Genomic DNA, 21647 nt, shown 5'->3' on the forward strand with positions numbered 1-21647 from the left:
CAACACGCGTTAGCTGTCGTCGCGCTTGTTGGGAAGCCTCTCGGCCCCCGATTCGCTCGTTTCACGCGACATCTGGCGGCTTTGGGCCTTCCTGCGGCGCAGATTCTCGCGCAATTTGGCCGCCAGGCGCTCTTCACGCGACATATTCTTGTCCCGATCTTCACTCATGCGAAACGCCTTGCCTCCAATGGGCCGGAAGCTCAAGCGTGGCTTGACATTGTGTGCTTGCGCGACAATAGGCGCGCGGCATTCGCAGCGCTGCTGTAGCTCAGTGGTAGAGCGCACCCTTGGTAAGGGTGAGGTCGGGAGTTCAATCCTCCCCAGCAGCACCATTTCCGGCTGTAATCAGTCGCCGGTGTGCAGCTGTGCCAGATCCTCAGGGCGGTTCACATTCAGCAGCGGCGGGTCGATCTCCATTTGTCGCGCGCCGATGCTTTCGGCGAAGCCATATAGCGACCGCCCACCGCCTTGCAGATATGCATCAAGCCGTTGCGCCAGCACGGCAGGCCACAGCCCTACCACGGGCTGGCTTTGCACGATTGCGGCGCCATCGCCGGCCAGTATCCCGGCGAGATTATCCGGCAGGTTGGGAATATCGCAGCCGCTGCTCAGCACTGCATCAAAGCCCCGCGCCTGTGCATAATGCAGTGCCGCGTTGAGCCCGCCAAGCGGGCCCAGCCCGGCTTCAGGCCGGTCAGCCAGGCAATCAAAACCGGCCTCATCACGGCCGCAAATCACCAGCGCCGCACACTGTGCCGCCAGCGCACTGCCCACCTGATCGATCAATCGCCCGCCCTTGTAGGTGGCATAGGCCTTGTCGCTGCCGAATCGGCGTGCTTGTCCGCCGGCCAGGATCGCTCCGACTATTCGCATGCGTCCCGGCTAGCGGGTTAGCGCCACCCGGGCCAGTCATAACCCGCCGATAGCGAACGATTGTGCCTTGCGGGATGGAGGCGTCTTAGCCATGTAAGACGGCATGGACGAACCGAAGGATATCGCCGCTGCGGATGCCGACGATCAGGCATTGACCCGTCTCCATCCCAACCACCTCTCTGCACTCAGGGTCGAGGCAACACTCGTGTCGATCCCCTTCCTCATTGGCGCCCTGGTGCTTGAGAGTGCAGCCGTGCTTCCGCCAGCGGTAATCATTGTGCCGGTGACGCTGATCGCGCTTGCACTGATTCTTCGCCTGCCGCTGCGCCGCCACCATGCGCGCGGCTATGTCATGAGCGATGACCGCTTGCGCGTGGTGCGGGGCCTGCTGTTCCGGCATGACACTGTGGTGCCGTTTGGCCGGGTGCAGCATATCGATGTGAGCCAGGGACCGATCGAGCGCTTCTTCGGGCTTGCCACGCTAACGGTGCATACTGCCGGCACGCACAACGCCTCGGTCAGCCTGCCGGGGCTTGGCGAGCCGCTGGCGCGCGACATGCGCGAGGATATCCGCAGCCACATAAAGCGCGAAACGATATGAGCGGCGACCCCGCGATCAAGGCCACCGGCAGCTCCAGCGTCGATGCGCCGATCGCCCGCCGCACCGATCCGCGCGCATTCCTGGTTCGTGCCACCGCCATGATGGGACAATTGGCGGTTCCGATCGTGATTGCTTCGCTGACCATCTTCGACGAGGGCGAGCTGGGCGATTGGATGCTGTATTTCCTGCCGATTGTGCTGGTGGTGGTGGGCGCCAATATCGCGTTTGCCTATCTCCACTGGCTTCGGCTTACCTACATTACCGGGGCAGAGGATATTCGCGTCGAAAGCGGGATTATCAGCCGCTCCGCTCGCTCTGTTCCGTATGAGCGGATACAGGATGTCAGCCTGGAGCAGAAGCTGCTGCCGCGGCTGTTTGGCCTGGTGGAAGTCAAGTTCGAAACCGGGGCCGGGGGCGGTGAGGATCTCAAGCTCGCCTATCTTTCGGAGGCAGATGGCGAAGCCCTGCGCCGGCTGGTGAGGGCGCGGCGCGAGGAAGATGCGGCAGAGGCCGCGGCAGGCGGCACTCAAGAGATCGAAACCGCTGAAGCCGGTGAACACGGCGAAGTGTTGTTCGCGATGGATGCGAAGCGGCTTACCACATTCGGCCTGTTCGAGTTCTCGCTCGCCGTATTCGCAGTGATCGGCGGCCTGTTCCAGTATGCCGACACCTTCATCGGCGTTGAATTGTGGGATCCTGAACTGTGGCTGGGCTTCGCGCAAAGCCAGCAGGGCTGGATCGAAAGCCTGGGTCCGGCGGTCCAGGTCATCAGCGCCATTGCCGGCCTGATCGCGCTGCTGCTGGTGGGCTCGGTGACCGGATTGGTGCGCACTTACCTGCGCGACTGGGGCTTTGTGCTGGAAAAGACCGCGCGCGGTTTCCGCCGCCGCCGGGGGCTGTTCACCCGTACCGACGTGGTGATGCCGGTGCACCGTGTGCAGGCGCTTGAGCTGGGCACCGGCTTGCTGCGTTACCGCTTCGGCTGGCACGGGCTCAAATTCGTCAGCCTGGCGCAGGATGCGGGATCATCGAGCCATGTGGTGGCCCCATTTGCGCATTTGGAAGAGATCGCGCCGATCATCCATGCTGCGGGATTCGCGCCGCCCACGGATGAGCTGGATTGGCGCCGCGCCAGCCGCAACTACCGCTTTGACAGCGCGGCGCTGGAAGGCGGGCTTTTCGCGCTTGCGGCAATCCCCGTGGCAATATTGGCACCCGCGCCATTCGTGCTTGCCCCGCTGGCGCTTGCCCTCGGGTCCGTCGCCGCCAATCTCTATGCCTGGCAATTCAACCGCCACGCCTTGAGCGTGAAGCAGGTTTTTGCCCGGCGCGGCTGGTTCTCTCCGCGCACGCAGGTGGCCTCGCGGGTCAAGCTGCATTCGGTCGAAATTGCGCAGGGGCCGATTGCCCAGCGGCGCGGCTATGCCACGCTGCATCTGGGGCTTGCGGGCGGCACGCTGGCGATACCGGGAATACCGCTCGCACGCGCGAGGGAACTTCGCGCTGCGATTATCGAGAGCGTTGCGGCAAAGGATTTCTCGCAGTTGACCTGAGCGTCAGGCCGCGATCAAGCCCTTCCAGTCTGGATTGCCAGCCAGCTTCGCGGCGACAAACGAGCATTTCGGAACGATCTTGAAACCGAGCTCGCGTGCGTCGGCGACGAATCGTTCAACCAGCAGGCCGCCAATTCCTCGCCCGCCGATCTTGGGAGGCACCACGGTATGGGTCGCGATGCGGATATTCTCTCCGCCCGGTTCCCAATCGAGGTATCCGGTCGCGCGCTCGCCGGGTACATGCGCGACGTATCTTCCACCAGATTGATAATCGCTATGGGTGATTTTCGGTTGATCAGGCGTCACTTGATGCGCTCCGGCTTGCCAAGTTGGCCGCGAACTCTACACGGACAGGATATGCCGATGCAAAGCCCTTTCCTGTCCGACAATGCCGCCACCGTTCATCCCCGGCTGTGGGAGGCGATGCGCGCCGCCGATGCGCCCGACAACCCCTATGACGGCGACCGCTTGAGCGCCGAGCTGGATGCGCGCTTCAGCGACCTGTTTGGGCGTGACTGTGCGGCGATCTGGATCGCCACCGGCACGGCGGCCAATTGCCTGGCGCTGGCGACCATGGTGCAGCCACATGGCGGGGTGGTGTGCCATAAGGAAGCGCATATCGAAGTCGACGAGGGCGGCGCGCCCGGTTTCTTTCTTCACGGCGCCAAGCTGATGCTGGCGCAGGGCGATGGTGCGAAGCTCACCCCCGCAACCATTGCCGCAGTGCTCGATCCGATCCGGCCCGATGTGCACCAGGTGCAGGCACATGCCATCGCGATCACGCAGGCAAGTGAATATGGCTGCGCCTATCGTCCTGGCGAACTGGCGGCGCTTGGCGCTTTCGCAAAGTCGCGCGGATTGGGCCTGCATATGGACGGCGCGCGTTTTGCCAATGCGGCGGCCTTTCTCGGCGGATCGGCGGCGGAGGCGGCGGGGCCTTGCGACACGCTGGCCTTCGGCTGCATCAAGAATGGCGGGATGAGTGCGGAAGCGCTGGTGCTGTTCGATCCGGCGCAGGCGGATCTTGTCAAATATCGCCGCAAGCGCGCCGGGCATCTGCAATGCAAGGGCCGTTACCAGGCCGCGCAGATCCTCGCCATGCTCGAGGGTGATTTATGGCTCGCAAACGCCCGCGCCGCCAATGCCGCCGCTGCCGAGATTGCCGGGGCCTGCGGGGAGCGGCTGATGCATCCCGTCGAAGCCAACGAGCTGTTCGTGCGGCTGACCGCGCAAGAGCGCGAGGCGCTGCGAAGCCAAGGGTTCGCATTTTACGACTGGGGCGATGACGCGGCGCGTTTCGTAACGGCGTGGAATACGCCGCAGGAAAGCGCCGCGGCGCTGGCGCGCGCGATCGCCTCGCTGTGAGCGCTGGAGAGGCAGGGGCGATGTTGCGCCCGGCAGTGATCATTCCTTTCCTGCTCACCGGCACGATCTGGGGTTCGACCTGGTTCGTGATCACCGGCCAGATCGACGGTGTGGCGGCGGCATGGTCGGTATTCTACCGGTTCCTGCTGGCCACCCCGGCCATGTTTCTGCTGGCGCTGGTGATGAAGCGCAGCCTGAAGCTCAGCGCGAAAGGCCACCTTCTGGCGGTGGGCGTTGGGATCGCGCAGTTCTGCGGCAATTTCCTGTTCGTCTATCACGCCGAACTGCACATCACTTCGGGCATTGTCGCGGTGATGTTCGCGCTGCTGATGGTGCCCAACGCGCTTTTTGCGCGGCTATTCATCGGCGAGAGAATACAGGGCGGCTTCGTACTGGGCAGCGCAGTGGCGATCGCGGGTGTTTCCATGCTGTTGCTGCATGAATGGCGCGCGGCACCGCTGGACGGCGACGTGGCGCTGGGCATTTCGCTGGCGATCGGCGGCATGCTGGCTGCCTCGATCGCCAATGTGGTGCAGGCCAACGAGACCGGGCGCGCGATCCCGATGGTCAGCCTGCTGGCGTGGGCAATGCTTTACGGCACCGGGGTTGATCTCGCCTTTGCACTGGCAACAGCCGGGCCGCCGCCGCTGCCCGTGCATTGGCAATATTGGGCGGGGATCACCTATCTGGCGTTGATCGGATCGGTCGTCACCTTCCCGCTGCATTACAATCTTGTGCGGCAGATCGGCGCGGGCCGTACGGCCTATAACGGGATCGTGACGGTGGCTGTGGCCATGCTGCTCTCCACCTTGTTCGAAGGCTATCGCTGGACCGCGCTGACAGCGGGCGGCATGGCGCTGGCGGTGCTGGGCATGCTGCTGGCGCTGCGGGCGCGCAAGCAAAAGAGCATCAAGGTGGGGCAGGCGACAGTGCTGCGCCATGATGTAGATTAAAGCAGGCTCAGCAAGCCTTCCTTGTAGGTCGGGAAATTCGGCTCCCAGCCGAGCACGCGCTTGGCCTTGCCGTTGGCAACCCGGCGGTTCTCGGCATAGAAACCGCGCGCCATTTCACTGAGCTTTGCTTCTTCGAGAGTTTGGAGCGGCGGGGGATCGATCCCCAGCAGGCGGCAGGCTTCCTCGATCACCGCGTTCTGGCTCGCGGGCAGATCATCGGCGAGATTGTAGGCGCCGGGCGCCGCGCCGCGCTCGATCGCCGCCAGCACACCCGACACGATGTCATCGACATGGACCCGGCTGAACACCTGATCGGGCAAGTCGATCCGCTTCGCCTTTCCCTCACGCACCCGGTCAAGCGCGCTGCGGCCCGGGCCATAGATTCCGGGCAGTCGGAACACGCGCGCGCCCAATTCGAACCAATTTGCATCGGCCTCCGATCGGGCAGACCGCCTGCCTGTGCCCACAGGTGCGCTTTCATCGACCCAGGCACCCTTTGTGTCACCGTAGACCCCGGTTGAGGAGAGATAGCCGAGCCAGTGCCCCTGCAGCGCATCGCCATAGCGCGCAAGCACCGGGTCACGCCCGCTTCCGCGATCGGGCGGCACCGATGACAGCACATGGCTGGCCCCGGCCAGCACCTCGCGCACCGCAGATTCGTCCGCAAAATCGTGATTGCCCCGGCTGCCGGTCGCATCTACTTGCCAGCCGCGCTCTTCCAGCGCGCTGGCGACACGCCCTGCCGTATAACCCCGCCCGAAGATCAGCATTTGCGCCATACTGCCCATCTAAGCGTTGGACTGCAGCGCAAAGCAACCTAAATCACCCACCATGGATATTGCACAAAGCACCGACATGGCGGACGCCGCCCCCACTCCGCATGAACCACCGGCAATCCGGCGCGAAGATTACCAGCCCTTCCCATGGCTGGTTCCGGAGATCGAGCTCGCTTTCGACCTTGGCCTCGATGCGACCAGGGTCATCTCGAAGCTCACGGTCGCGCGCAATGCCAAGGCCGATGCGTCGCCGACGATCCGCCTCAATGGCGACGGGCTCGAGCTGCTTTCGCTCAAGGTCGATGGCGAGATCCGCAACGATTGGTCGATGGACGGGGACGATCTGATGCTGCCGCTTTCGGGCGATGCGCATGAGATCGAGATCGTGACCGAAGTCGATCCCACGGCGAACACACGGCTTGAGGGGCTCTATGCCTCAAGCGGCATGCTCTGCACCCAGTGCGAGGCCGAGGGGTTCCGCCGCATCACCTTCTTCCCTGACCGGCCCGATGTGCTCAGCACCTATCGCGTGCGGATGAGCGGCGCGAAGGGTCAATTCCCGGTGCTGCTCTGCAACGGCAACAAGGTTGGCGAAGGCGAAAACGCCGATGGCACCCACTGGGCGCAGTGGCACGACCCCTGGCCCAAGCCGTCCTACCTGTTTGCGCTCGTCGCAGGCGAACTGGTGGCGAACTCCAAGCCCTTTACCACTGCCTCGGGCCGCGAGGTCGAATGCAATATCTGGGTGCGGGCTGAAGACCTGGCCCGCACGGATCACGCGCTCGAATCGCTCCACCGCTCGATGGCGTGGGACGAAGAGGTATTCGGGCGCGAATACGACCTCGATCTCTACAACATCGTCGCAGTCAGCGATTTCAACATGGGGGCGATGGAGAACAAGGGGCTCAACGTTTTCAACACCAAATATGTGCTGGCTGACCCGGATACCGCCACCGATGCCGATTTCGACGCGGTTGAGGGCGTGATCGCGCACGAATATTTCCACAACTGGTCGGGCAACCGCGTGACCTGCCGCGACTGGTTCCAGCTGAGCCTCAAGGAAGGCTTCACCGTGCTGCGCGACCAGCTGTTCAGCCAGGACATGCAGGGCGAGGCGGTCAAGCGGATCGAAGACGTGCGCATCCTGCGTGCGGCGCAGTTCCCGGAGGACTCCGGCCCCCTGGCTCATCCGATCCGGCCTGACAGCTATCGCGAGATCAGCAATTTCTACACCGCCACGGTCTATAACAAGGGCGCCGAGGTGATCCGCATGATGCGTTCGATGTGCGGGCCCGAACGGTTTCGCAAGGGCACGGACCTCTATTTCAAGCGCCACGATGGCGAGGCGGCGACCTGCGAGGATTTCATCCGCGCGATCGAGGACGGGGCTGGGCTGGACCTTGCGCAGTTTCGCCTGTGGTACACCCAGGCGGGGACGCCGCGTGTCGCGGTAAAGTTGGAGCACTCGGGTGACACCGTCACGTTGACTTTGAGGCAGTCCGTACCGCCAACCCCTGGCCAGCCTGACAAGCAGCCGATGCTGATCCCGCTCAGGATCGCCTTGCTGGACCGCGCCAGCGGCAGGCACAGGGGCGAAGAACTGGTGGTGCTGGACCGGGCTGTACAGAGCTTCACGTTTACCGGCTTCGCGGAGCCGCCGGTGCTTTCGATCAACCGCGGCTTCACCGCCCCGGTGATGATCGAACGTGATGTCCCGCGCGAAGACCTGATGCTGCTCGCCGCGCATGATGATGACAGTTTCGCACGCTATGAAGCGATGCAGGAGCTGGTCGTCGGCCATCTGGTGGCCGCGGCCAAGAGCGCTCTCGGCGATAGCGGGCGTGCAGCAGGCGAAGCGGCGATCGTGCAGGCGCTGGGCGCGGTGCTGGATGACAAGGCGCTCGACGATTCGATGCGCGGCGAGCTGATGCTGCTGCCGAGCCAGACCTATCTCATGGAGCAGCTCGACAAGGCGGACCCGGGCGTGATCCATGCCGCGCGCGAAGCGCTCAAGGCGGTGCTTGCGCGTGAACTCGCTGGCCCGCTGCAGGCAGTGTATGAGCGCGCGGCGCAGGTGCCCTATGATGGCGCTGGCGCGCGCGGCGCGCGCAAGGTCAAGACGCAGGCACTGGCCTATCTGGCCGCGCACGATCCGGCGCAGGCGGCAGAATTGGCGGCACGGCAATATGACGCGGCTGACAATATGACCGACCGGCAAGGCGCGCTGATGGTGCTCGCCGGGCTTGAGCATCCGGCGCGTGAGGAAAGGCTGTCGGCATTCTACAGCCGTTATCAGGGCAATGCGCTGGTGATCGACAAATGGTTCACGCTGCAGGCGCTGTCGCTCCATCCGAAGGTGCTGGGGCATATCAAGGCGCTCGCCGACCATCCCGATTTCACGCTCAAGAACCCCAACCGCGTGCGCTCGCTCTATATGGCGCTGGCCGGCAACCCGCCCGCCTTCCATGTGGAAAGCGGCGAGGGCTACCGGATGATCGCGGACCTGATTCTCGCTCTCGATCCGATCAACCCGCAAACTGCGGCACGCTTCGTGCCCGCGCTGGGGCGGTGGAGACGTATCGAGGATGGTCGAGCGGCACTGATGCGCGGCGAGCTGGAACGGCTGGCCGGGGCCAAGCTGTCGCGCGACACATTCGAGCAGGTCACGCGCAGTCTGAATGGCTGACGCGGCATCCTTCGATATCGCGAAATCGGCTGTGCTGGAGGGAGTTCCGCACGGTTTTTTCGGGCATGGCGGCGGCCTCCATCAGTTCGGCTATGGCGGCGAGGGCGACGTGGGTGCCATTCGCGCAGACCGCGCGGCGGCAGCTGAGCGAGTCTTGCCTGGCGGGGTGCTGGTTGCCCCGCATCAGGTCCATTCGCCGGACGTGCTGTGCGTCAATGCAGGGTGGGAAGATAGCGCAAGCGGCCGCCCGGTGGCGGACGCGCTGGTAACCTCCACCCCAGGCCTGGTGCTGGGCATCGTGACTGCAGATTGTGCGCCGGTGCTGTTTGCGGACCGCGCTGCAGGCGTGATCGGCGCGGCACATGCCGGCTGGCGCGGCGCGCGTGGCATCGATGGGCGCGGTGCGCTGGAAAACACCGTTGCAGCGATGGAAAAGCTTGGAGCGAAGCGCGCCAGCATAGCGGCTGCGATCGGGCCGACGATCGCGCAGGCGAGCTATGAAGTGGACGCGCCCTTCCGCGCCAAATTCTCTGCGAAAGAGGGGCGGTTCTTTGCCCCTGGCCGCACTAGCCACTGGCAATTTGACCTGCCGGCCTATGTCACGGCGCGGCTGGAAGCCGCCGGTATCGGGTCGGTCGAAGACTTGGCGCTCGACACATATTCTCTCGAAAACAGGTATTATTCCTATCGCCGGGCGACCCATCGCGGCGAGCCGAACTATGGCCGCATGCTAAGCCTGATTGCCCTGCCTTGAGGGCGGGCAGACCCGCTTGCGCGAAACCGAACAGCTTGTGCCCAAAACACGGTTGGCATCGCCAAGCTTTGCGTCTATCAGCGCCGCCAAATGGGCGTTTCCCGCCTAGCGGGATCAAGCGTCAGAGGTCTTTCAGGCAAGCGATCGCGCGGCGTGAGTTTGGCGGGAAGGCATTGATCCGAAGGCGTCCGGGGGCATGTGCGGCCGGACAAAGTTAGCAGGGTAAAGGCTGATGGCTGAAACGACTGGCACCGTTACACCCGATGCCGCCTCTATGGCGGGAGAAGACGGGTTCCGGCGGCGCGATTTCATTCATATTGCTGCGGTGAGCGCGGCTGGCGTGGGCGGCGTGGTTACGCTGCTGCCGCTGGTCAGCCAGATGTCGCCATCCAGGGACGTGCTGGCCGCCAGTACAACCGAGGTCGATGTTTCGGCAATCGAGCCGGGCCAGGCGATCAAGGCCGAATTCCGCAAGCAGCCGCTGTTCGTGCGCCGCCTGACACCGACAGAGATCGACGAGGCCAATGCGGTTGATGTTGCATCGCTGCGCGATCCGGCCTCCTTGATCGAACGCACCAAGGATGGCCACCACGACATGTTGGTGACCATGGGCATCTGCACCCATCTGGGCTGTGTACCGCTGGGTGCGGCGGAGGGTGAGAACAAGGGCGATTATGGCGGCTATTTCTGCCCCTGCCACGGCTCGCACTACGACACCGCAGGGCGCATCCGCAAAGGTCCGGCACCAGCCAACCTTGTTGTTCCCGATTACGAATTCACTTCTGACAGCGTCATCCGCGTCGGCTGAGAACTGAGAGAATTGCGATGAGCTTTGCCTGGGCACGCCAGTACGAACCGCAGAATGCGTTCATGAAATGGATGGACGAGAGGCTTCCGCTTCCTCGCCTGGTCTATAACGCAGTGGGGGCCGGCTATCCGGTACCGCGCAACCTCAATTATATGTGGAATTTCGGCGTTCTGGCCGGTTTCTTTCTGGTGGTACAGATCATTACCGGGGTTATCCTGGCGATGCATTATGCAGCCAATCAGACGGTTGCGTTTGCCACGGTCGAACACATCATGCGCAACGTCAACTGGGGCTGGCTGATGCGCTATGCGCATGCCAACGGCGCCAGCTTCTTCTTCATCGTGGTCTATCTCCACATCTTCCGCGGCTTCTTCTACTCTTCGTACAAGGCCCCGCGCGAGATGATCTGGTTGCTGGGAGTGGTCATCTTCCTGCTCATGATGGCTACCGCCTTCATGGGCTATGTTCTGCCCTGGGGCCAGATGAGCTTCTGGGGTGCACAGGTGATTACCGGCCTGTTCGGCGCGATCCCGCTGGTTGGCGAAAATCTGCAGATCTGGATCCTGGGCGGATATGCACCTGACAATGCTGCATTGAACCGCTTTTTCAGCCTGCACTTCCTGCTGCCCTTCGTGATTGCCGCTGTGGTGATCCTGCACGTTTGGGCGCTGCACATTCCGGGGTCATCCAACCCCACCGGGGTGGAAGTGAAGAGCGAGAGCGACACTGTGCCGTTCCACCCGTACTACACGGCGAAGGACGGTTTCGGCCTCGGTGTGGTGCTGATCTTCTTCGCTATCATGGTGTTCTTCGCGCCCAATGCGCTGGGCCACCCGGACAATTACATCGAAGCGAACCCACTCTCGACCCCGGCACTGATCGTGCCCGAATGGTACTTCTATCCATTCTACGCGATCCTGCGCGCCTTTACCTTCGACTTCATCCTTCCGGCTAAGCTTTGGGGCGTGCTGGCGATGTTTGCTTCGATCCTGGTGTGGTTCTTCCTGCCCTGGCTTGACAAGGGAGCGGTGCGAAGCGGCCACTATCGCCCGCTGTTCCGCAAGTTCTTCTGGTTCGGGCTGATCCCGTGCATGGCCGCGCTGTTCTACCTCGGCGGAGCGCACGCGGAAGAGCCGTACATCATGCTCAGCCAGTTCGCGACCGCGTATTACTTCCTCCACTTCCTTGTGATCCTGCCGATCGTCAGCTCGATCGAAAAGCCCGAGCCGTTGCCTTACTCGATCACCGACGCAGTGCTGGGCGGCAAAGCCGCAACCGAAGCCTAAGGACGAAAGAAAGCTAACGATATGACCCGTATCATTTCCATCGTCGTCGGTATCGGCTTTACCGTCGCGGTTTTGTGGGCGTTTGCCTTTGGTGTCGGCCCGGCCTTCTCGACCTTCGCCAAGCACGGCCAGTTTGTCGAACCGACCGCCGAACTTGAACTTCACAAGGTTGCGCATGGTCCGGAAGGCGGATTCAGCTTCGATGGCCCGTTCGGCAAATGGGACTATGCCCAGCTCCAGCGCGGGTATCAGGTCTACAAGGAAGTGTGTGCAGCGTGCCACAGCCTGCAATATGTCGCCTTCCGCAATCTGGAGGAGCTGACCTACAGCGAAGCCGAGGTTAAGGCCGAAGCGGCGCAGTACCAGATCCCGAAGTACGATCCCGCCACCTCAGAAGTGGTTACCCAGCCGGGGCTGCCGACCGATCACTTCCCGCCGGTACCCTATTTCGGCACGGGTCACCCGCCCGATCTCTCGCTGATCACCAAGGCGCGCCATGATGGCAGCAATTATGTATATTCGCTGCTCACCGGATATGGCGAGCCCGATCCTGAAGTGCTGGCCGAATTCCCGGATTTCGAAGTTCCGGCAGGGATGAGCTTCAACCCCTATTTCGCCAATGTGAACATCGCCATGGCGCCGCCGCTGACCACTGATGGGCAGGTCACCTATGCCGACGGTACAGAGGCAACAGTGAGCCAGATGGCCAAGGACGTTTCGGCATTCCTGACCTGGACCGCTGAACCCACGCTGGTGAAGCGCAAGCAGACCGGCTGGCCGGTGCTTGGGTTCCTGCTGTTTGCGACAATCCTGGCCTATCTTTCGAAGAAACAGATCTGGGCATCGCTCAAACCGCGCAAGAAAGACTGATCTTTTTCGCGCATGTAATTGTTGAGGCGCCCTGCCATCTTCGCGATGGTGGGGCGCCTTGCTTTGGAGAATGACGCAATGACGCCCAGCGAACTCAAGGGACTGATCCGCACAGTGCCGGATTTTCCCCAGCCCGGCATCCAGTTCCGCGATATCACCACCTTGATCAGTCATCCACTAGGGCTTGCTGCGACGGTCAGGCACCTGGCCGATCGCGCGCGCGACCTTGGTGCCGAGGCGATCGCGGGCATGGAAGCACGCGGATTTATCTTTGGTGCGGCAGTGGCAGTGGAGCTGGGGCTCGGTTTTGTCCCGGTGCGAAAACCGGGCAAGCTGCCGGTCAAGGTGCTGGGGATCGACTATGCGCTGGAATATGGCACCGACCGGCTCGAGATCGATCCACTTGCGATCCCGCATGGGCAGACAGTTGTGATCGTGGACGACCTGATCGCCACTGGCGGCACCGCGCTGGCCGCTGCGCAGCTTCTGCGCCAGGCGGGGGCAACGGTGGACGATGCGCTGTTCGTGATCGACCTGCCCGACCTTGGCGGTGCGGGCAAGCTACGTGAAGCGAGCGTCGAAGTCAGCGCCCTGATGCAATTCGACGGAGAATAGCCGCGCCGCGGTCAGCCGAGCTTGCGCACTTCTTCGAGCACGCGCTCGGCCCATTCCGGACGGCAGATCAGCAGGTCAGGCAAATAGGTGTCCGCATTGTTGTAGACCAGCGGCGATCCGTCGATGCGTGAGCAGTGCAGCCCGTGTGCTTGCGCCACCGCCACCGGCGCGCAATTGTCCCATTCATATTGCCCGCCTGAATGGAGGTATATCTCCGCCTCACCGCGCACCACGGCCATGGCTTTGGCACCGGCACTGCCCATCGGCACCAGTTCGCCGCCGATCGCCTTTGCCACTGCCACGGCTTCCTGTGCTGGACGCGTGCGGCTGACGACCAGACGCGGCACAGCCGCAGCTGGCTGCAGCATCATGGGCTGATCTGACCGCAGCACAATCCCCCGGCTCCCGTCTTCCGCCGTCAGCCCAGGCAATGCAACCGCACCCACCATGGCCTGGCCACCGACCGCCAGCCCGACATGTACGGCCCAGTCGCTGCGTTCCTCGCCATATTCCCGCGTCCCGTCGACCGGGTCGATGATCCATACGCGGCGTTTCTCCAGCCTGGCCGGGTTATCACTTTCCTCTTCGGATAGCAGCCCGTCATCGGGACGCTCGTGACGCAGCGCTTCGCACAGGAAAGCATTGGCCAACCGGTCGCCTTCCTGGCCCAGCGCCTTGCCATGAAATTGGCCGCTCGCGCGCACATCCAGCAGTATACGCCCCGCTTCCGCAGCCAGCTGTGCAGCAAGGTCGGCGTCGATTGAACTCTTGTCACCAATCATTTCAGCGGCAGGATCTGTTCGATGATATATTCGGCCGCTTCGGCCGGGGTCATCTCGACTGTGTTGACACGAATTTCCGCATTTTCAGGCGGTTCATAGGGGCTGTCGATCCCGGTGAAGTTCTTCAGCTGGCCTTCGCGCGCCTTCTTGTAGAGACCCTTCACATCGCGGCTTTCCGCAACCTCCAGCGGCGTGTCGACGAAGATCTCGATGAACTCGCCCTCGGGCAACATCTCGCGCACCATGCGCCGTTCGGCGCGGAACGGGCTGATGAAGGCAGTGAGCACGATCAGCCCGGCATCTGCCATCAGCTTCGCGACTTCGCCGATACGGCGGATATTCTCGATCCGGTCCGTTTCGGTAAAACCGAGGTCGCGATTGAGCCCGTGGCGGACATTGTCGCCATCGAGCAGGAAGGTGTGGCGGTTCATCAGGTTGAGCCGCTTTTCCACCTCATTGGCAATGGTCGACTTGCCCGAGCCCGAAAGCCCGGTGAACCACAGCACGCGGGGCTTCTGGTTCTTGAGCGCGGCGTGATCGTCGCGGGTGATCTCGCTCGGTTGCCAGTGGACGTTCTGCGCCCGCCGCAGGCTGAAATGAATCATTCCTGCTGCCACCGTGGCATTGGTGAACTTGTCGATCAGGATGAAACCGCCAAGCTGGCGGCTCTTGTCATAGGGTTCGAACGTGATCGGGCGATCGGTGCGTAGCTCCGCGACGCCGATGGCATTGAGGTCGAGCGTCTTCGCCGCCAGGTGCTCAAAGCTGTTGATACAGATCTCGTATTTGGGCGGCTGCACATTGGCAGTGACGGTCTGTGTGCCCAGCTTGAGCCAATAGCCGCGCCCGGGCTTGAGCGCCTCGTCGCTCATCCACACGATGGTGGCTTCGAACTGGTCCGATGCTTCAGGCGGATCGCCCGCTGCCGCGATCACATCGCCGCGGCTGCAATCGACCTCGTCCTCCAGCGTGAGCGTGACCGATTGGCCCGCCACCGCTTCATCCAGCTCACCATCGAAGGTTGAGATGGTTTTGACCGTGCTGGTTTTGCCCGAAGGGACGATCCGCACCGCATCGCCCGGCTTGATGGTGCCGTCCGACACCAGCCCTGCAAAACCGCGGAAATCGAGATTGGGCCGGTTGACCCATTGCACCGGCATGCGGAAGCTACGCTCCTGCGCCAGAGTATTGGCCAGCTCGACCGTTTCGAGGTGGTGGATCAGGCTGGGTCCTGAATACCACGGCGTATTGGCCGAAGGCGCTTGAGTTATATTGTCGCCCTTGAAGCCCGAGATCGGGATTGTGGTAAACTCCGCAATGCCGATCTCCTCGGCGAACTTGCGGTAATCGCGCACGATCTGGTCGAACACGGCCTGCTCATAGCCGACCAGGTCCATCTTGTTGACCGCCAGCACCATATGCCGGATGCCGAGCAGATGCGCGATGTAGGAATGGCGCCGTGTCTGCTCGAGCACGCCCTTGCGCGCATCGATCAGGATCACCGCCAGATCGGCGGTGGAGGCGCCGGTCACCATATTGCGCGTGTACTGCACATGGCCGGGCGTATCGGCCACGATGAACTTGCGTTTCTCGGTCGCGAAGAAGCGATAGGCGACGTCGATCGTAATGCCCTGTTCGCGTTCTGCAGCAAGCCCATCTACCAGCAGGGCAAAATCGATCTCCTGCCCCTGCGTACCTTGCTTCTTGCTGTCGCTTTCAAGCGCGGCGAGCTGATCTTCGAAGATCATCTTGGAATCATAGAGCAACCGGCCGATCAGGGTGCTCTTGCCGTCATCCACGCTGCCGCAGGTGATGAAGCGCAGCAGCTGCTTGTTCTGGTGGGTTTCGAGATAAGTCTCGATATCCTCGGCGATCAGCGCATCGGGGCGATAGGCTGGCTGGTTCTCAGGGGGGGTCATCAGAAGTAGCCCTCCTGCTTCTTCTTTTCCATCCCGGCGCCGCCTTCATCCTTGTCGATCACGCGTCCCTGGCGTTCGCTGGTGGAGGTGAGCAGCATCTCCTGTACCACCTCGGCCAGCGTCGAGGCCGTGCTTTCGACCGCTCCGGTCAGCGGCCAGCAGCCCAGCGTGCGAAAGCGCACGGATCGCGGGGTGATTTCCGGCTTGCGGCCAAGAACCTGCTCAAGCCGGTCGGGATCATCGGCCATGAACAGGCCACCTTCCCATTCATAGGTCGGGCGCTGCGCCGCGAAATAGAGCGGCACGATCTCGATCCCTTCACGCATGATATATTGCCAGATGTCGAGCTCGGTCCAGTTGCTCAAGGGGAACACGCGGATGCTTTCGCCTTTTGCCTTCTTCGCGTTGTATAGGTTCCACAGCTCGGGCCGCTGGTTCTTCGGGTCCCAGCCGTGGCTGGCGGTGCGGAAAGAAAACACGCGCTCCTTCGCGCGGCTTTTTTCCTCGTCACGACGCGCTCCGCCGAATGCGGCATCGAACGCGTAATGGTCGAGCGCCTGCTTCAGCCCCTGTGTCTTCCACATATCGGTGTGCAGCGGGCCATGGTCGAACGGGTTGATCCCGCGTTCCTGCGCCTCTTCATTTTGCCACACCAGCAATTCCATGCCGGCTTCCTGCGCCATCTTTTCGCGCAGATCGTACATTTCGCGGAACTTCCAGGTGGTATCGACATGCAGCAGCGGGAATGGCGGCGGCGCAGGATAAAACGCCTTGCGCGCCAGATGCAGCATCACCGCGCTGTCCTTGCCGATCGAATAGAGCATGACCGGGCGTTCAGCCTCGGCCACCACCTCGCGCATGATGTGGATGCTTTCGGCTTCGAGCCGCTCGAGATGGGTCAGGCTTCGCATAGGGTTTCGCTAATTGATTGAGTATTGACTCGCGGCCTAGTGGCTCAAGGCGTCGGAGAAAATATAGAATTGCTTGCAGGAGTGTAAGGTGAGACGTGTCGAGACAGTTGACGAATCCCCTGCAACCGTGGCAATTGCGCGCGCCCATGACGCATGGCGTGAGCGGGCGGGTATAGCTTAGTGGTAAAGCCCTAGCCTTCCAAGCTAGTTATGCGGGTTCGATTCCCGCTACCCGCTCCAGCCTTTCGATCGCAGCAATGCGGGTTCGATTGTCCTCGCTGCGCTCGTTCGTCTGCGACTCCCCTCTACCCGCTCCATCTCTTCCAGGTCAGAGCCTGAACTCAAAAGAAAAGCCGGACACCCCAGTTATTCTGGTGGCATCCGGCTTCGGAACCCGAAAGGCTCACATGCCGTTTCTAGTGAAGGTGTAGCGACAGGCATTGAAATTGGCTTGTCCCCAAACTGGGGGTCAACTGCGAGTCGCTTAAATCAGCCACCTTGGCCGATGCGCGGCTTGGCGGCTGTGCTTGCCCGCCGCTATCAGTCCCAGCGATACGGCGCGTACCGCTGCCGCTGTGCGATCGGAAACACCCAGCTTGGCGAAGATCCGCTTCACATAACTGTCGACTGAATTCTTCGAAATACCCAGGATTTCCGCGATCACCGCATTGCTCTTGCCTTCGCCGATCCAGGTGATCACGTCCAGTTCGCGCTGAGACAGTTCCGGCATGCCATCGGTATTTGGCCCTACCAGATCGCAATAGCGCTGGAAGCAGAGCTGCGCGGCAACCTGGGTTCTTCGCACATCCGCAGACTTGAGCGGCTTGCGCTCCATCTGCAGACCCACGCCGACAAAGCCTGAACGCGCATAGGGACCGATGCACAGCACGCCTACGCCTTCACCTGCACGCTTCAGGAATTCCTGCTGCCCCTTGGTCAGCTTGGCCAGGCGCGGCGCGTCGGAGAAGCGAAAGGCCCTGGTTCGCGAAAGCGCGATGTCAGGCAGTGGATCATGCTGCCACAGCCCTTGCTGATATTCCTGCTCCAGTTCCCTCGGGAAACCAATGTTCCACAGCACGCGGGCGGCGCGCCGATCAGCGACAATCGGGGCAAGGAAGTACAATGCCTGAAAATTTAGGGTGTCCAGAAGCCTGTGAATGGCACGCCGGAACGAGACAATCGTTCCTGAGTGCGCGGCTTGCGTCAATGCCTCCCAATACGGATCGTCCTTATCTGGCATAGCGATCAACCTTGCGCGCCCCGCCGCCCGCGGAATTGCTAACAGCCTGTTCCTGCGATCAGGCTGGCTGGTATTGACCCTTTATGCTTACGCCCATGTTGTCGATGAGGCGCGTTCCCCCGATCCGCGCAGCGACCAGCAGCCGCGCCGGAACGCAGTTTACGCTATCAAGGGCTGCCAGAGAAGTCGAATCGACTAGCTCAGCGTAATCGATGCGATCAAAGCCTGCGCCGAGCAACGCATCCTTGAGCGCGGCGAGCGCTTGCCCCACGTCCTCTCCCGCTTCGATTGCGGCAATCGCGGCCTTCATCGCGCGAGGCAGTGCGGCTGCTGCGGCGCGGTCGCGCTGCGAAAGATAGCGGTTGCGGCTGCTCATCGCCAAACCGTCGGCCTCACGCACGGTCGGCACACCCACGATGTCGCGTACATGCGGGCGGGTAAGATCGAGGTCGCGGGCCATCGCGCGGATCACTGCGAGCTGCTGGAAATCCTTCTCGCCGAAAAAGGCCATGTCGGGCATGACCTGGTTGAACAGCTTGCAAACCACAGTGGCCACGCCATCAAAATGGCCTGGCCGCGCCGCCCCGCATTGGCCTTCGCTCACCCCGCTGACCGAAATTGTGGTGGCGAAGCCGTCGGGATACATCGCTTCAAGAGTAGGCGCCCATAGCAGCGCCACTCCTTCAGCCTCGAGCATCGCCGAATCCTGTGCCAATTGGCGCGGATAGGCATCAAGATCCTCGTTGGGTCCGAACTGGGTAGGGTTGACGAAGATCGAGGCGACGACATGGTCGCATTTGGCCCTGGCTTCGCGCACCAGAGCGAGATGCCCCTCGTGCAGCGCGCCCATGGTGGGGACCAGGGCCACCGTGCTGCCCGCGTGGCGCAGCTCCGCCAGTGCATTTCTCAACATGTCGAGCGTTGTGGCGGTTTGCACCTTGGCAACCCCTCCGATATTGAAACCTCTTTCCTCCTAGCGCCCAAGTTGCGGGCGAGACAAGAAAATCGAAAGGCACGCGCGTTCATGTCCGCCAGCAACCCCCACCGGATCGTTTTCGCCAATGAAAAGGGCGGCACCGGCAAGTCCACAACGGCGGTGCATATCGCCATCGCGCTGGCCTATCGCGGGGCGCGGGTGGTGGCGATCGATCTCGACCCGCGCCAGCGCACCATGGCGCGCTATCTCGAGAACCGGGCCGATACCGCCGCCAGGCGCCAGATCGCTCTGCCAACGGCCGAGTTCCGAGTCTATGAAGGCGATGTGGAGGGGCTTGAAAAGCTCACCCATGAGCTTGGCCAGCAGGCCGATTATATCGTCTATGACACGCCGGGGCGCGACGATCCGCTGGCGCGCCACGCCGCAACCGAGGCCGATACGCTGGTCACTCCGATGAATGACAGCTTCGTCGATTTCGACCTGATCGGCCAGGTCGAAGGTGAAACCTTCAAGGTCAAACGGCTCAGCTTCTATGCCGAGCTGATCTGGGAAGCGCGGCTCAAGCGCAGCCGCGCGACGATCGAACAGCAGCGCCGCCAGATGGACTGGGTGGTGGTGCGCAACCGCACCGGCCATATCGAAGCCCGTAATATGACCCGTATCGAGCAGGCGCTGGCCGAGCTCAGCAAGCGGGTGGGTTTCCGCGTCGCGCAGGGGCTTTCCGAACGCGTGATCTACCGCGAGCTGTTCCCTTCGGGGCTCACCCTGCTCGACAAGGGGCATCTGGGAGAGCTCGGCACCAGCCACCTCGTCGCACGGCAGGAATTGCGCGAGCTGGTAAAGGCGTTGGCGCTGCCCGAATTCGCGCCACCGCAGCCACGGCTCGAGCTCGCCTGAGGCCATGATCCGCCTGCTCATCATTGCAGCAATCGCCTGCTTTGCCTGCAAGCTGATTTTCGGGCGCTGGCCGTGGGAATATCTGCGTGGGCAATCCACCCGCCAGCGCGCGCTGGACAGGGCGCGCAAGCTGCTGGGAGTGGCGCCACAGGCCGACCGCAGGCAGATTGTAGAGGCGCACAAACGTCTTGTGGCGATGGTCCATCCCGATCGCGGCGGCACCAACGAACAGGTGCACGAAGCCAATGCCGCGCGCGATCTCCTGCTCGATGAACTGCCGCCAGAGATTCCGCCGCAAGGATGACGCATGCACCGTGTATGGGCTAAGCTTGCGTCAGGCCCCCATTATTGAACCAGGCTTTATTTCATGAATCACACATTCCATCCCACCGTGCTGCGCGAATATGACATTCGCGGGATCATTGGTGAAACGCTTGGGCCAGATGATGCCCGCGCCATCGGCCGCAGCTTTGGTACCATGCTGCGCGAGGCGGGCGGCAGCAGGGTCGCGGTTGGCTATGACGGGCGGATCAGCTCACCCATTCTCGAACACGCGCTGGTCGAAGGGTTGACCGCGAGCGGCTGCGACGTGGTGCGGATTGGCATGGGGCCAACCCCGATGCTCTATTACGCCGAGGCATCAACTGAGGATGTGGACGGCGGCATCCAGATAACCGGCAGCCATAATCCCTCCAATTACAATGGCTTCAAGATGGTGTTCCAGGGGCGCCCGTTTTTCGGTGCGGATATCCAGCGGCTGGGCGAGGTTTCGGCGCAGGGCGCTTGGACCAGCGGCGCCGGGGCCACTGAGAGCGAGGACATCCTCGAAGAGTATGTCGGGCGGCTGCTTGAGGGGCTGGACGGGATAGACCCCGCGGCGCTCGCCGGGCTCAAGGTCGGCTGGGATGCGGGCAATGGTGCTGCCGGCCCGGCGCTCGAGAAACTTGCTGCGCGCCTGCCGGGCACCCATCATCTGCTTTACACCGAAGTGGATGGCAATTTCCCCAATCATCATCCCGATCCCACGGTCGAGGCCAATCTGGCGGACCTCAAGGCGCTGGTCGCGGACAAGCAGCTCGATTTCGGAGTGGCTTTCGATGGCGATGGCGACCGGATCGGCGCGATCGATGGCCAGGGCCGCGTGATCTGGGGTGACCAGCTGCTGATGATCTACGCCGAGGATGTGCTCAGGGACCACCCCGGGGCGACGGTTATCGCCGATGTGAAGGCCAGCCGCGCGCTGTTCGATCATGTCGCCGCATGCGGCGGCAAGCCGCTGATGTGGAAGACCGGCCATTCGCTGATCAAGTCCAAGATGAAGGAAGTTTCCTCTCCCTTGGCAGGCGAGATGAGTGGGCACGTATTCTTTGCCGACAGCTATTACGGCTTCGACGACGCGCTTTATGCCGGGGTGCGGCTGATCGCGGCCTCGGCAAGGCTGGGCAAATCGGTGACCGAACTGCGCAGCGCCATGCCCGCCATGCTCAACACGCCGGAAATGCGCTTCCAGGTTGACGAAGCCCGCAAGTTCGCCGCGATCGGCGAGATCGCCGAGCGCATCGCCAAGAGCGATGCCGTGGCCGACTCCACCGATGGCGTGCGCGTCACCACTGATGACGGGTGGTGGCTGCTGCGCGCCTCGAACACGCAGGATGTGCTGGTCGCCCGCGCGGAAAGCGATACGCAGGAGGGTCTCGATCGCCTGCTGGCGCAGATCGACGAGCAGTTGGCGTTGAGCGGCCTAAAGCGCGGTGCAAGCGTGGGGCATTAGTCAGCGAGCATTATCGCTTTCCACATGCCGCACGATTTGCTCAGCTGTGG

At 62.5% G+C, this 21647-nt stretch carries 22 protein-coding genes and 2 tRNA genes; 15 read left to right on the top strand and 9 right to left on the bottom strand.

Going from position 1 to position 21647, the window contains the following annotated elements; genetic code table 11:
- Positions 1 to 9 precede the first annotated feature (9 nt).
- Positions 10 to 168, bottom strand: a complete 159-nt coding sequence (locus tag ACX3VQ_RS07340; RefSeq protein WP_462570718.1) for a hypothetical protein — start codon at positions 166 to 168, stop codon at positions 10 to 12.
- 89 nt (positions 169 to 257) lie between these two features.
- Between ACX3VQ_RS07340 and ACX3VQ_RS07345 the strand changes: the two genes are divergently transcribed.
- A tRNA-Thr gene (locus ACX3VQ_RS07345) sits at positions 258 to 332 on the top strand.
- A 13-nt stretch (positions 333 to 345) separates the two neighbouring features.
- Here ACX3VQ_RS07345 and mobA read toward each other — a convergent pair.
- A complete protein-coding gene (mobA, locus tag ACX3VQ_RS07350; RefSeq protein ID WP_462580223.1) occupies positions 346 to 873 on the bottom strand; it encodes a molybdenum cofactor guanylyltransferase in 528 nt (175 codons plus the stop codon).
- A gap of 103 nt (positions 874 to 976) precedes the next feature.
- Here mobA and ACX3VQ_RS07355 point away from each other — a divergent pair, with 103 nt between their 5' ends.
- Together ACX3VQ_RS07355 and ACX3VQ_RS07360 are read left to right on the top strand one after the other, a co-directional pair.
- On the top strand, positions 977 to 1474 hold the full coding sequence (locus ACX3VQ_RS07355; protein ID WP_462570716.1) for a PH domain-containing protein: 498 nt from the start codon (positions 977 to 979) through the stop codon (positions 1472 to 1474).
- On the top strand, positions 1471 to 3027 hold the full coding sequence (locus ACX3VQ_RS07360) for a PH domain-containing protein (protein WP_462580224.1): 1557 nt from the start codon (positions 1471 to 1473) through the stop codon (positions 3025 to 3027). The genes ACX3VQ_RS07355 and ACX3VQ_RS07360 overlap by 4 nt, the downstream gene beginning before the upstream one ends.
- Before the next feature lie 3 nt (positions 3028 to 3030).
- On the opposite strand, the gene ACX3VQ_RS07365 is transcribed toward ACX3VQ_RS07360, so the two are convergent.
- Complete coding sequence (locus ACX3VQ_RS07365; RefSeq protein ID WP_462580225.1) at positions 3031 to 3333, bottom strand: GNAT family N-acetyltransferase; 303 nt, start codon at positions 3331 to 3333, stop codon at positions 3031 to 3033.
- A gap of 51 nt (positions 3334 to 3384) precedes the next feature.
- Here ACX3VQ_RS07365 and ACX3VQ_RS07370 point away from each other — a divergent pair, with 51 nt between their 5' ends.
- Together ACX3VQ_RS07370 and ACX3VQ_RS07375 are read left to right on the top strand one after the other, a co-directional pair.
- The gene (locus ACX3VQ_RS07370) at positions 3385 to 4392 is read left to right on the top strand and encodes a threonine aldolase family protein (protein ID WP_462580226.1); all 1008 of its coding nucleotides are present in this window, start codon (positions 3385 to 3387) and stop codon (positions 4390 to 4392) included.
- 20 nt (positions 4393 to 4412) lie between these two features.
- Positions 4413 to 5345 carry a DMT family transporter gene (locus ACX3VQ_RS07375; RefSeq protein WP_462580726.1) on the top strand — a complete coding sequence of 311 codons (933 nt, stop codon included), beginning with the start codon at positions 4413 to 4415 and terminating at the stop codon, positions 5343 to 5345.
- Here the strand turns inward: ACX3VQ_RS07375 and ACX3VQ_RS07380 are convergent.
- Positions 5342 to 6124 carry an SDR family oxidoreductase gene (locus tag ACX3VQ_RS07380; protein WP_462580728.1) on the bottom strand — a complete coding sequence of 261 codons (783 nt, stop codon included), beginning with the start codon at positions 6122 to 6124 and terminating at the stop codon, positions 5342 to 5344. The genes ACX3VQ_RS07375 and ACX3VQ_RS07380 overlap by 4 nt on opposite strands.
- Before the next feature lie 52 nt (positions 6125 to 6176).
- Here ACX3VQ_RS07380 and pepN point away from each other — a divergent pair, with 52 nt between their 5' ends.
- From pepN to ACX3VQ_RS07410, 6 genes are all read left to right on the top strand, one after another.
- Complete coding sequence (gene pepN / locus ACX3VQ_RS07385; RefSeq protein ID WP_462580227.1) at positions 6177 to 8807, top strand: aminopeptidase N; 2631 nt, start codon at positions 6177 to 6179, stop codon at positions 8805 to 8807.
- Positions 8800 to 9561, top strand: a complete 762-nt coding sequence (pgeF, locus tag ACX3VQ_RS07390) for a peptidoglycan editing factor PgeF (RefSeq protein ID WP_462580228.1) — start codon at positions 8800 to 8802, stop codon at positions 9559 to 9561. The genes pepN and pgeF overlap by 8 nt, the downstream gene beginning before the upstream one ends.
- A 232-nt stretch (positions 9562 to 9793) precedes the next feature.
- Positions 9794 to 10369 carry a ubiquinol-cytochrome c reductase iron-sulfur subunit gene (gene petA / locus ACX3VQ_RS07395; protein ID WP_462570706.1) on the top strand — a complete coding sequence of 192 codons (576 nt, stop codon included), beginning with the start codon at positions 9794 to 9796 and terminating at the stop codon, positions 10367 to 10369.
- Between the two features lie 17 nt (positions 10370 to 10386).
- A complete protein-coding gene (locus ACX3VQ_RS07400) occupies positions 10387 to 11655 on the top strand; it encodes a cytochrome b (RefSeq protein ID WP_462570705.1) in 1269 nt (422 codons plus the stop codon).
- A gap of 21 nt (positions 11656 to 11676) precedes the next feature.
- Positions 11677 to 12525, top strand: a complete 849-nt coding sequence (locus ACX3VQ_RS07405) for a cytochrome c1 (RefSeq protein WP_462580230.1) — start codon at positions 11677 to 11679, stop codon at positions 12523 to 12525.
- A gap of 78 nt (positions 12526 to 12603) precedes the next feature.
- Entirely contained in the window at positions 12604 to 13140 is a 537-nt protein-coding gene (locus ACX3VQ_RS07410) for an adenine phosphoribosyltransferase (RefSeq protein ID WP_462570703.1), read from the top strand.
- A gap of 11 nt (positions 13141 to 13151) precedes the next feature.
- Here the strand turns inward: ACX3VQ_RS07410 and ACX3VQ_RS07415 are convergent, their stop codons facing one another.
- Genes ACX3VQ_RS07415 through cysD form a run of 3 tightly spaced genes read right to left on the bottom strand, consistent with a single transcriptional unit; the run spans position 13152 to position 16752 of the window.
- Positions 13152 to 13922 carry a 3'(2'),5'-bisphosphate nucleotidase CysQ gene (locus ACX3VQ_RS07415; protein WP_462570702.1) on the bottom strand — a complete coding sequence of 257 codons (771 nt, stop codon included), beginning with the start codon at positions 13920 to 13922 and terminating at the stop codon, positions 13152 to 13154.
- Complete coding sequence (gene cysN, locus ACX3VQ_RS07420; protein ID WP_462580231.1) at positions 13919 to 15841, bottom strand: sulfate adenylyltransferase subunit CysN; 1923 nt, start codon at positions 15839 to 15841, stop codon at positions 13919 to 13921. Before cysN ends, ACX3VQ_RS07415 begins: the two co-directional genes overlap by 4 nt.
- Positions 15841 to 16752 (bottom strand): sulfate adenylyltransferase subunit CysD, encoded by a 912-nt coding sequence (gene cysD, locus ACX3VQ_RS07425; protein ID WP_462580232.1) that lies wholly within the window; start codon positions 16750 to 16752, stop codon positions 15841 to 15843. Before cysD ends, cysN begins: the two co-directional genes overlap by 1 nt.
- A 166-nt stretch (positions 16753 to 16918) precedes the next feature.
- Between cysD and ACX3VQ_RS07430 the strand changes: the two genes are divergently transcribed.
- A tRNA-Gly gene (locus ACX3VQ_RS07430) sits at positions 16919 to 16992 on the top strand.
- Between the two features lie 244 nt (positions 16993 to 17236).
- On the opposite strand, the gene ACX3VQ_RS07435 is transcribed toward ACX3VQ_RS07430, so the two are convergent.
- Together ACX3VQ_RS07435 and panC are read right to left on the bottom strand one after the other, a co-directional pair.
- Positions 17237 to 17992 carry a helix-turn-helix transcriptional regulator gene (locus tag ACX3VQ_RS07435; RefSeq protein WP_462580233.1) on the bottom strand — a complete coding sequence of 252 codons (756 nt, stop codon included), beginning with the start codon at positions 17990 to 17992 and terminating at the stop codon, positions 17237 to 17239.
- Positions 17993 to 18050: 58 nt separating this feature from the next.
- Complete coding sequence (gene panC, locus ACX3VQ_RS07440; protein ID WP_462580234.1) at positions 18051 to 18929, bottom strand: pantoate--beta-alanine ligase; 879 nt, start codon at positions 18927 to 18929, stop codon at positions 18051 to 18053.
- A gap of 87 nt (positions 18930 to 19016) precedes the next feature.
- Between panC and ACX3VQ_RS07445 the strand changes: the two genes are divergently transcribed.
- The 3 genes from ACX3VQ_RS07445 (at position 19017) to pgmG (ending at position 21597) form a co-directional block, all read left to right on the top strand.
- On the top strand, positions 19017 to 19826 hold the full coding sequence (locus tag ACX3VQ_RS07445) for a division plane positioning ATPase MipZ (RefSeq protein ID WP_462580235.1): 810 nt from the start codon (positions 19017 to 19019) through the stop codon (positions 19824 to 19826).
- A 4-nt stretch (positions 19827 to 19830) separates the two neighbouring features.
- Positions 19831 to 20130, top strand: a complete 300-nt coding sequence (locus tag ACX3VQ_RS07450; protein ID WP_462580237.1) for a J domain-containing protein — start codon at positions 19831 to 19833, stop codon at positions 20128 to 20130.
- Between the two features lie 63 nt (positions 20131 to 20193).
- Positions 20194 to 21597 (top strand): phosphoglucomutase/phosphomannomutase PgmG, encoded by a 1404-nt coding sequence (pgmG, locus tag ACX3VQ_RS07455; protein WP_462580239.1) that lies wholly within the window; start codon positions 20194 to 20196, stop codon positions 21595 to 21597.
- Positions 21598 to 21647 lie beyond the last annotated feature (50 nt).

This window comes from Altererythrobacter chaiwopuensis (assembly GCF_054957735.1).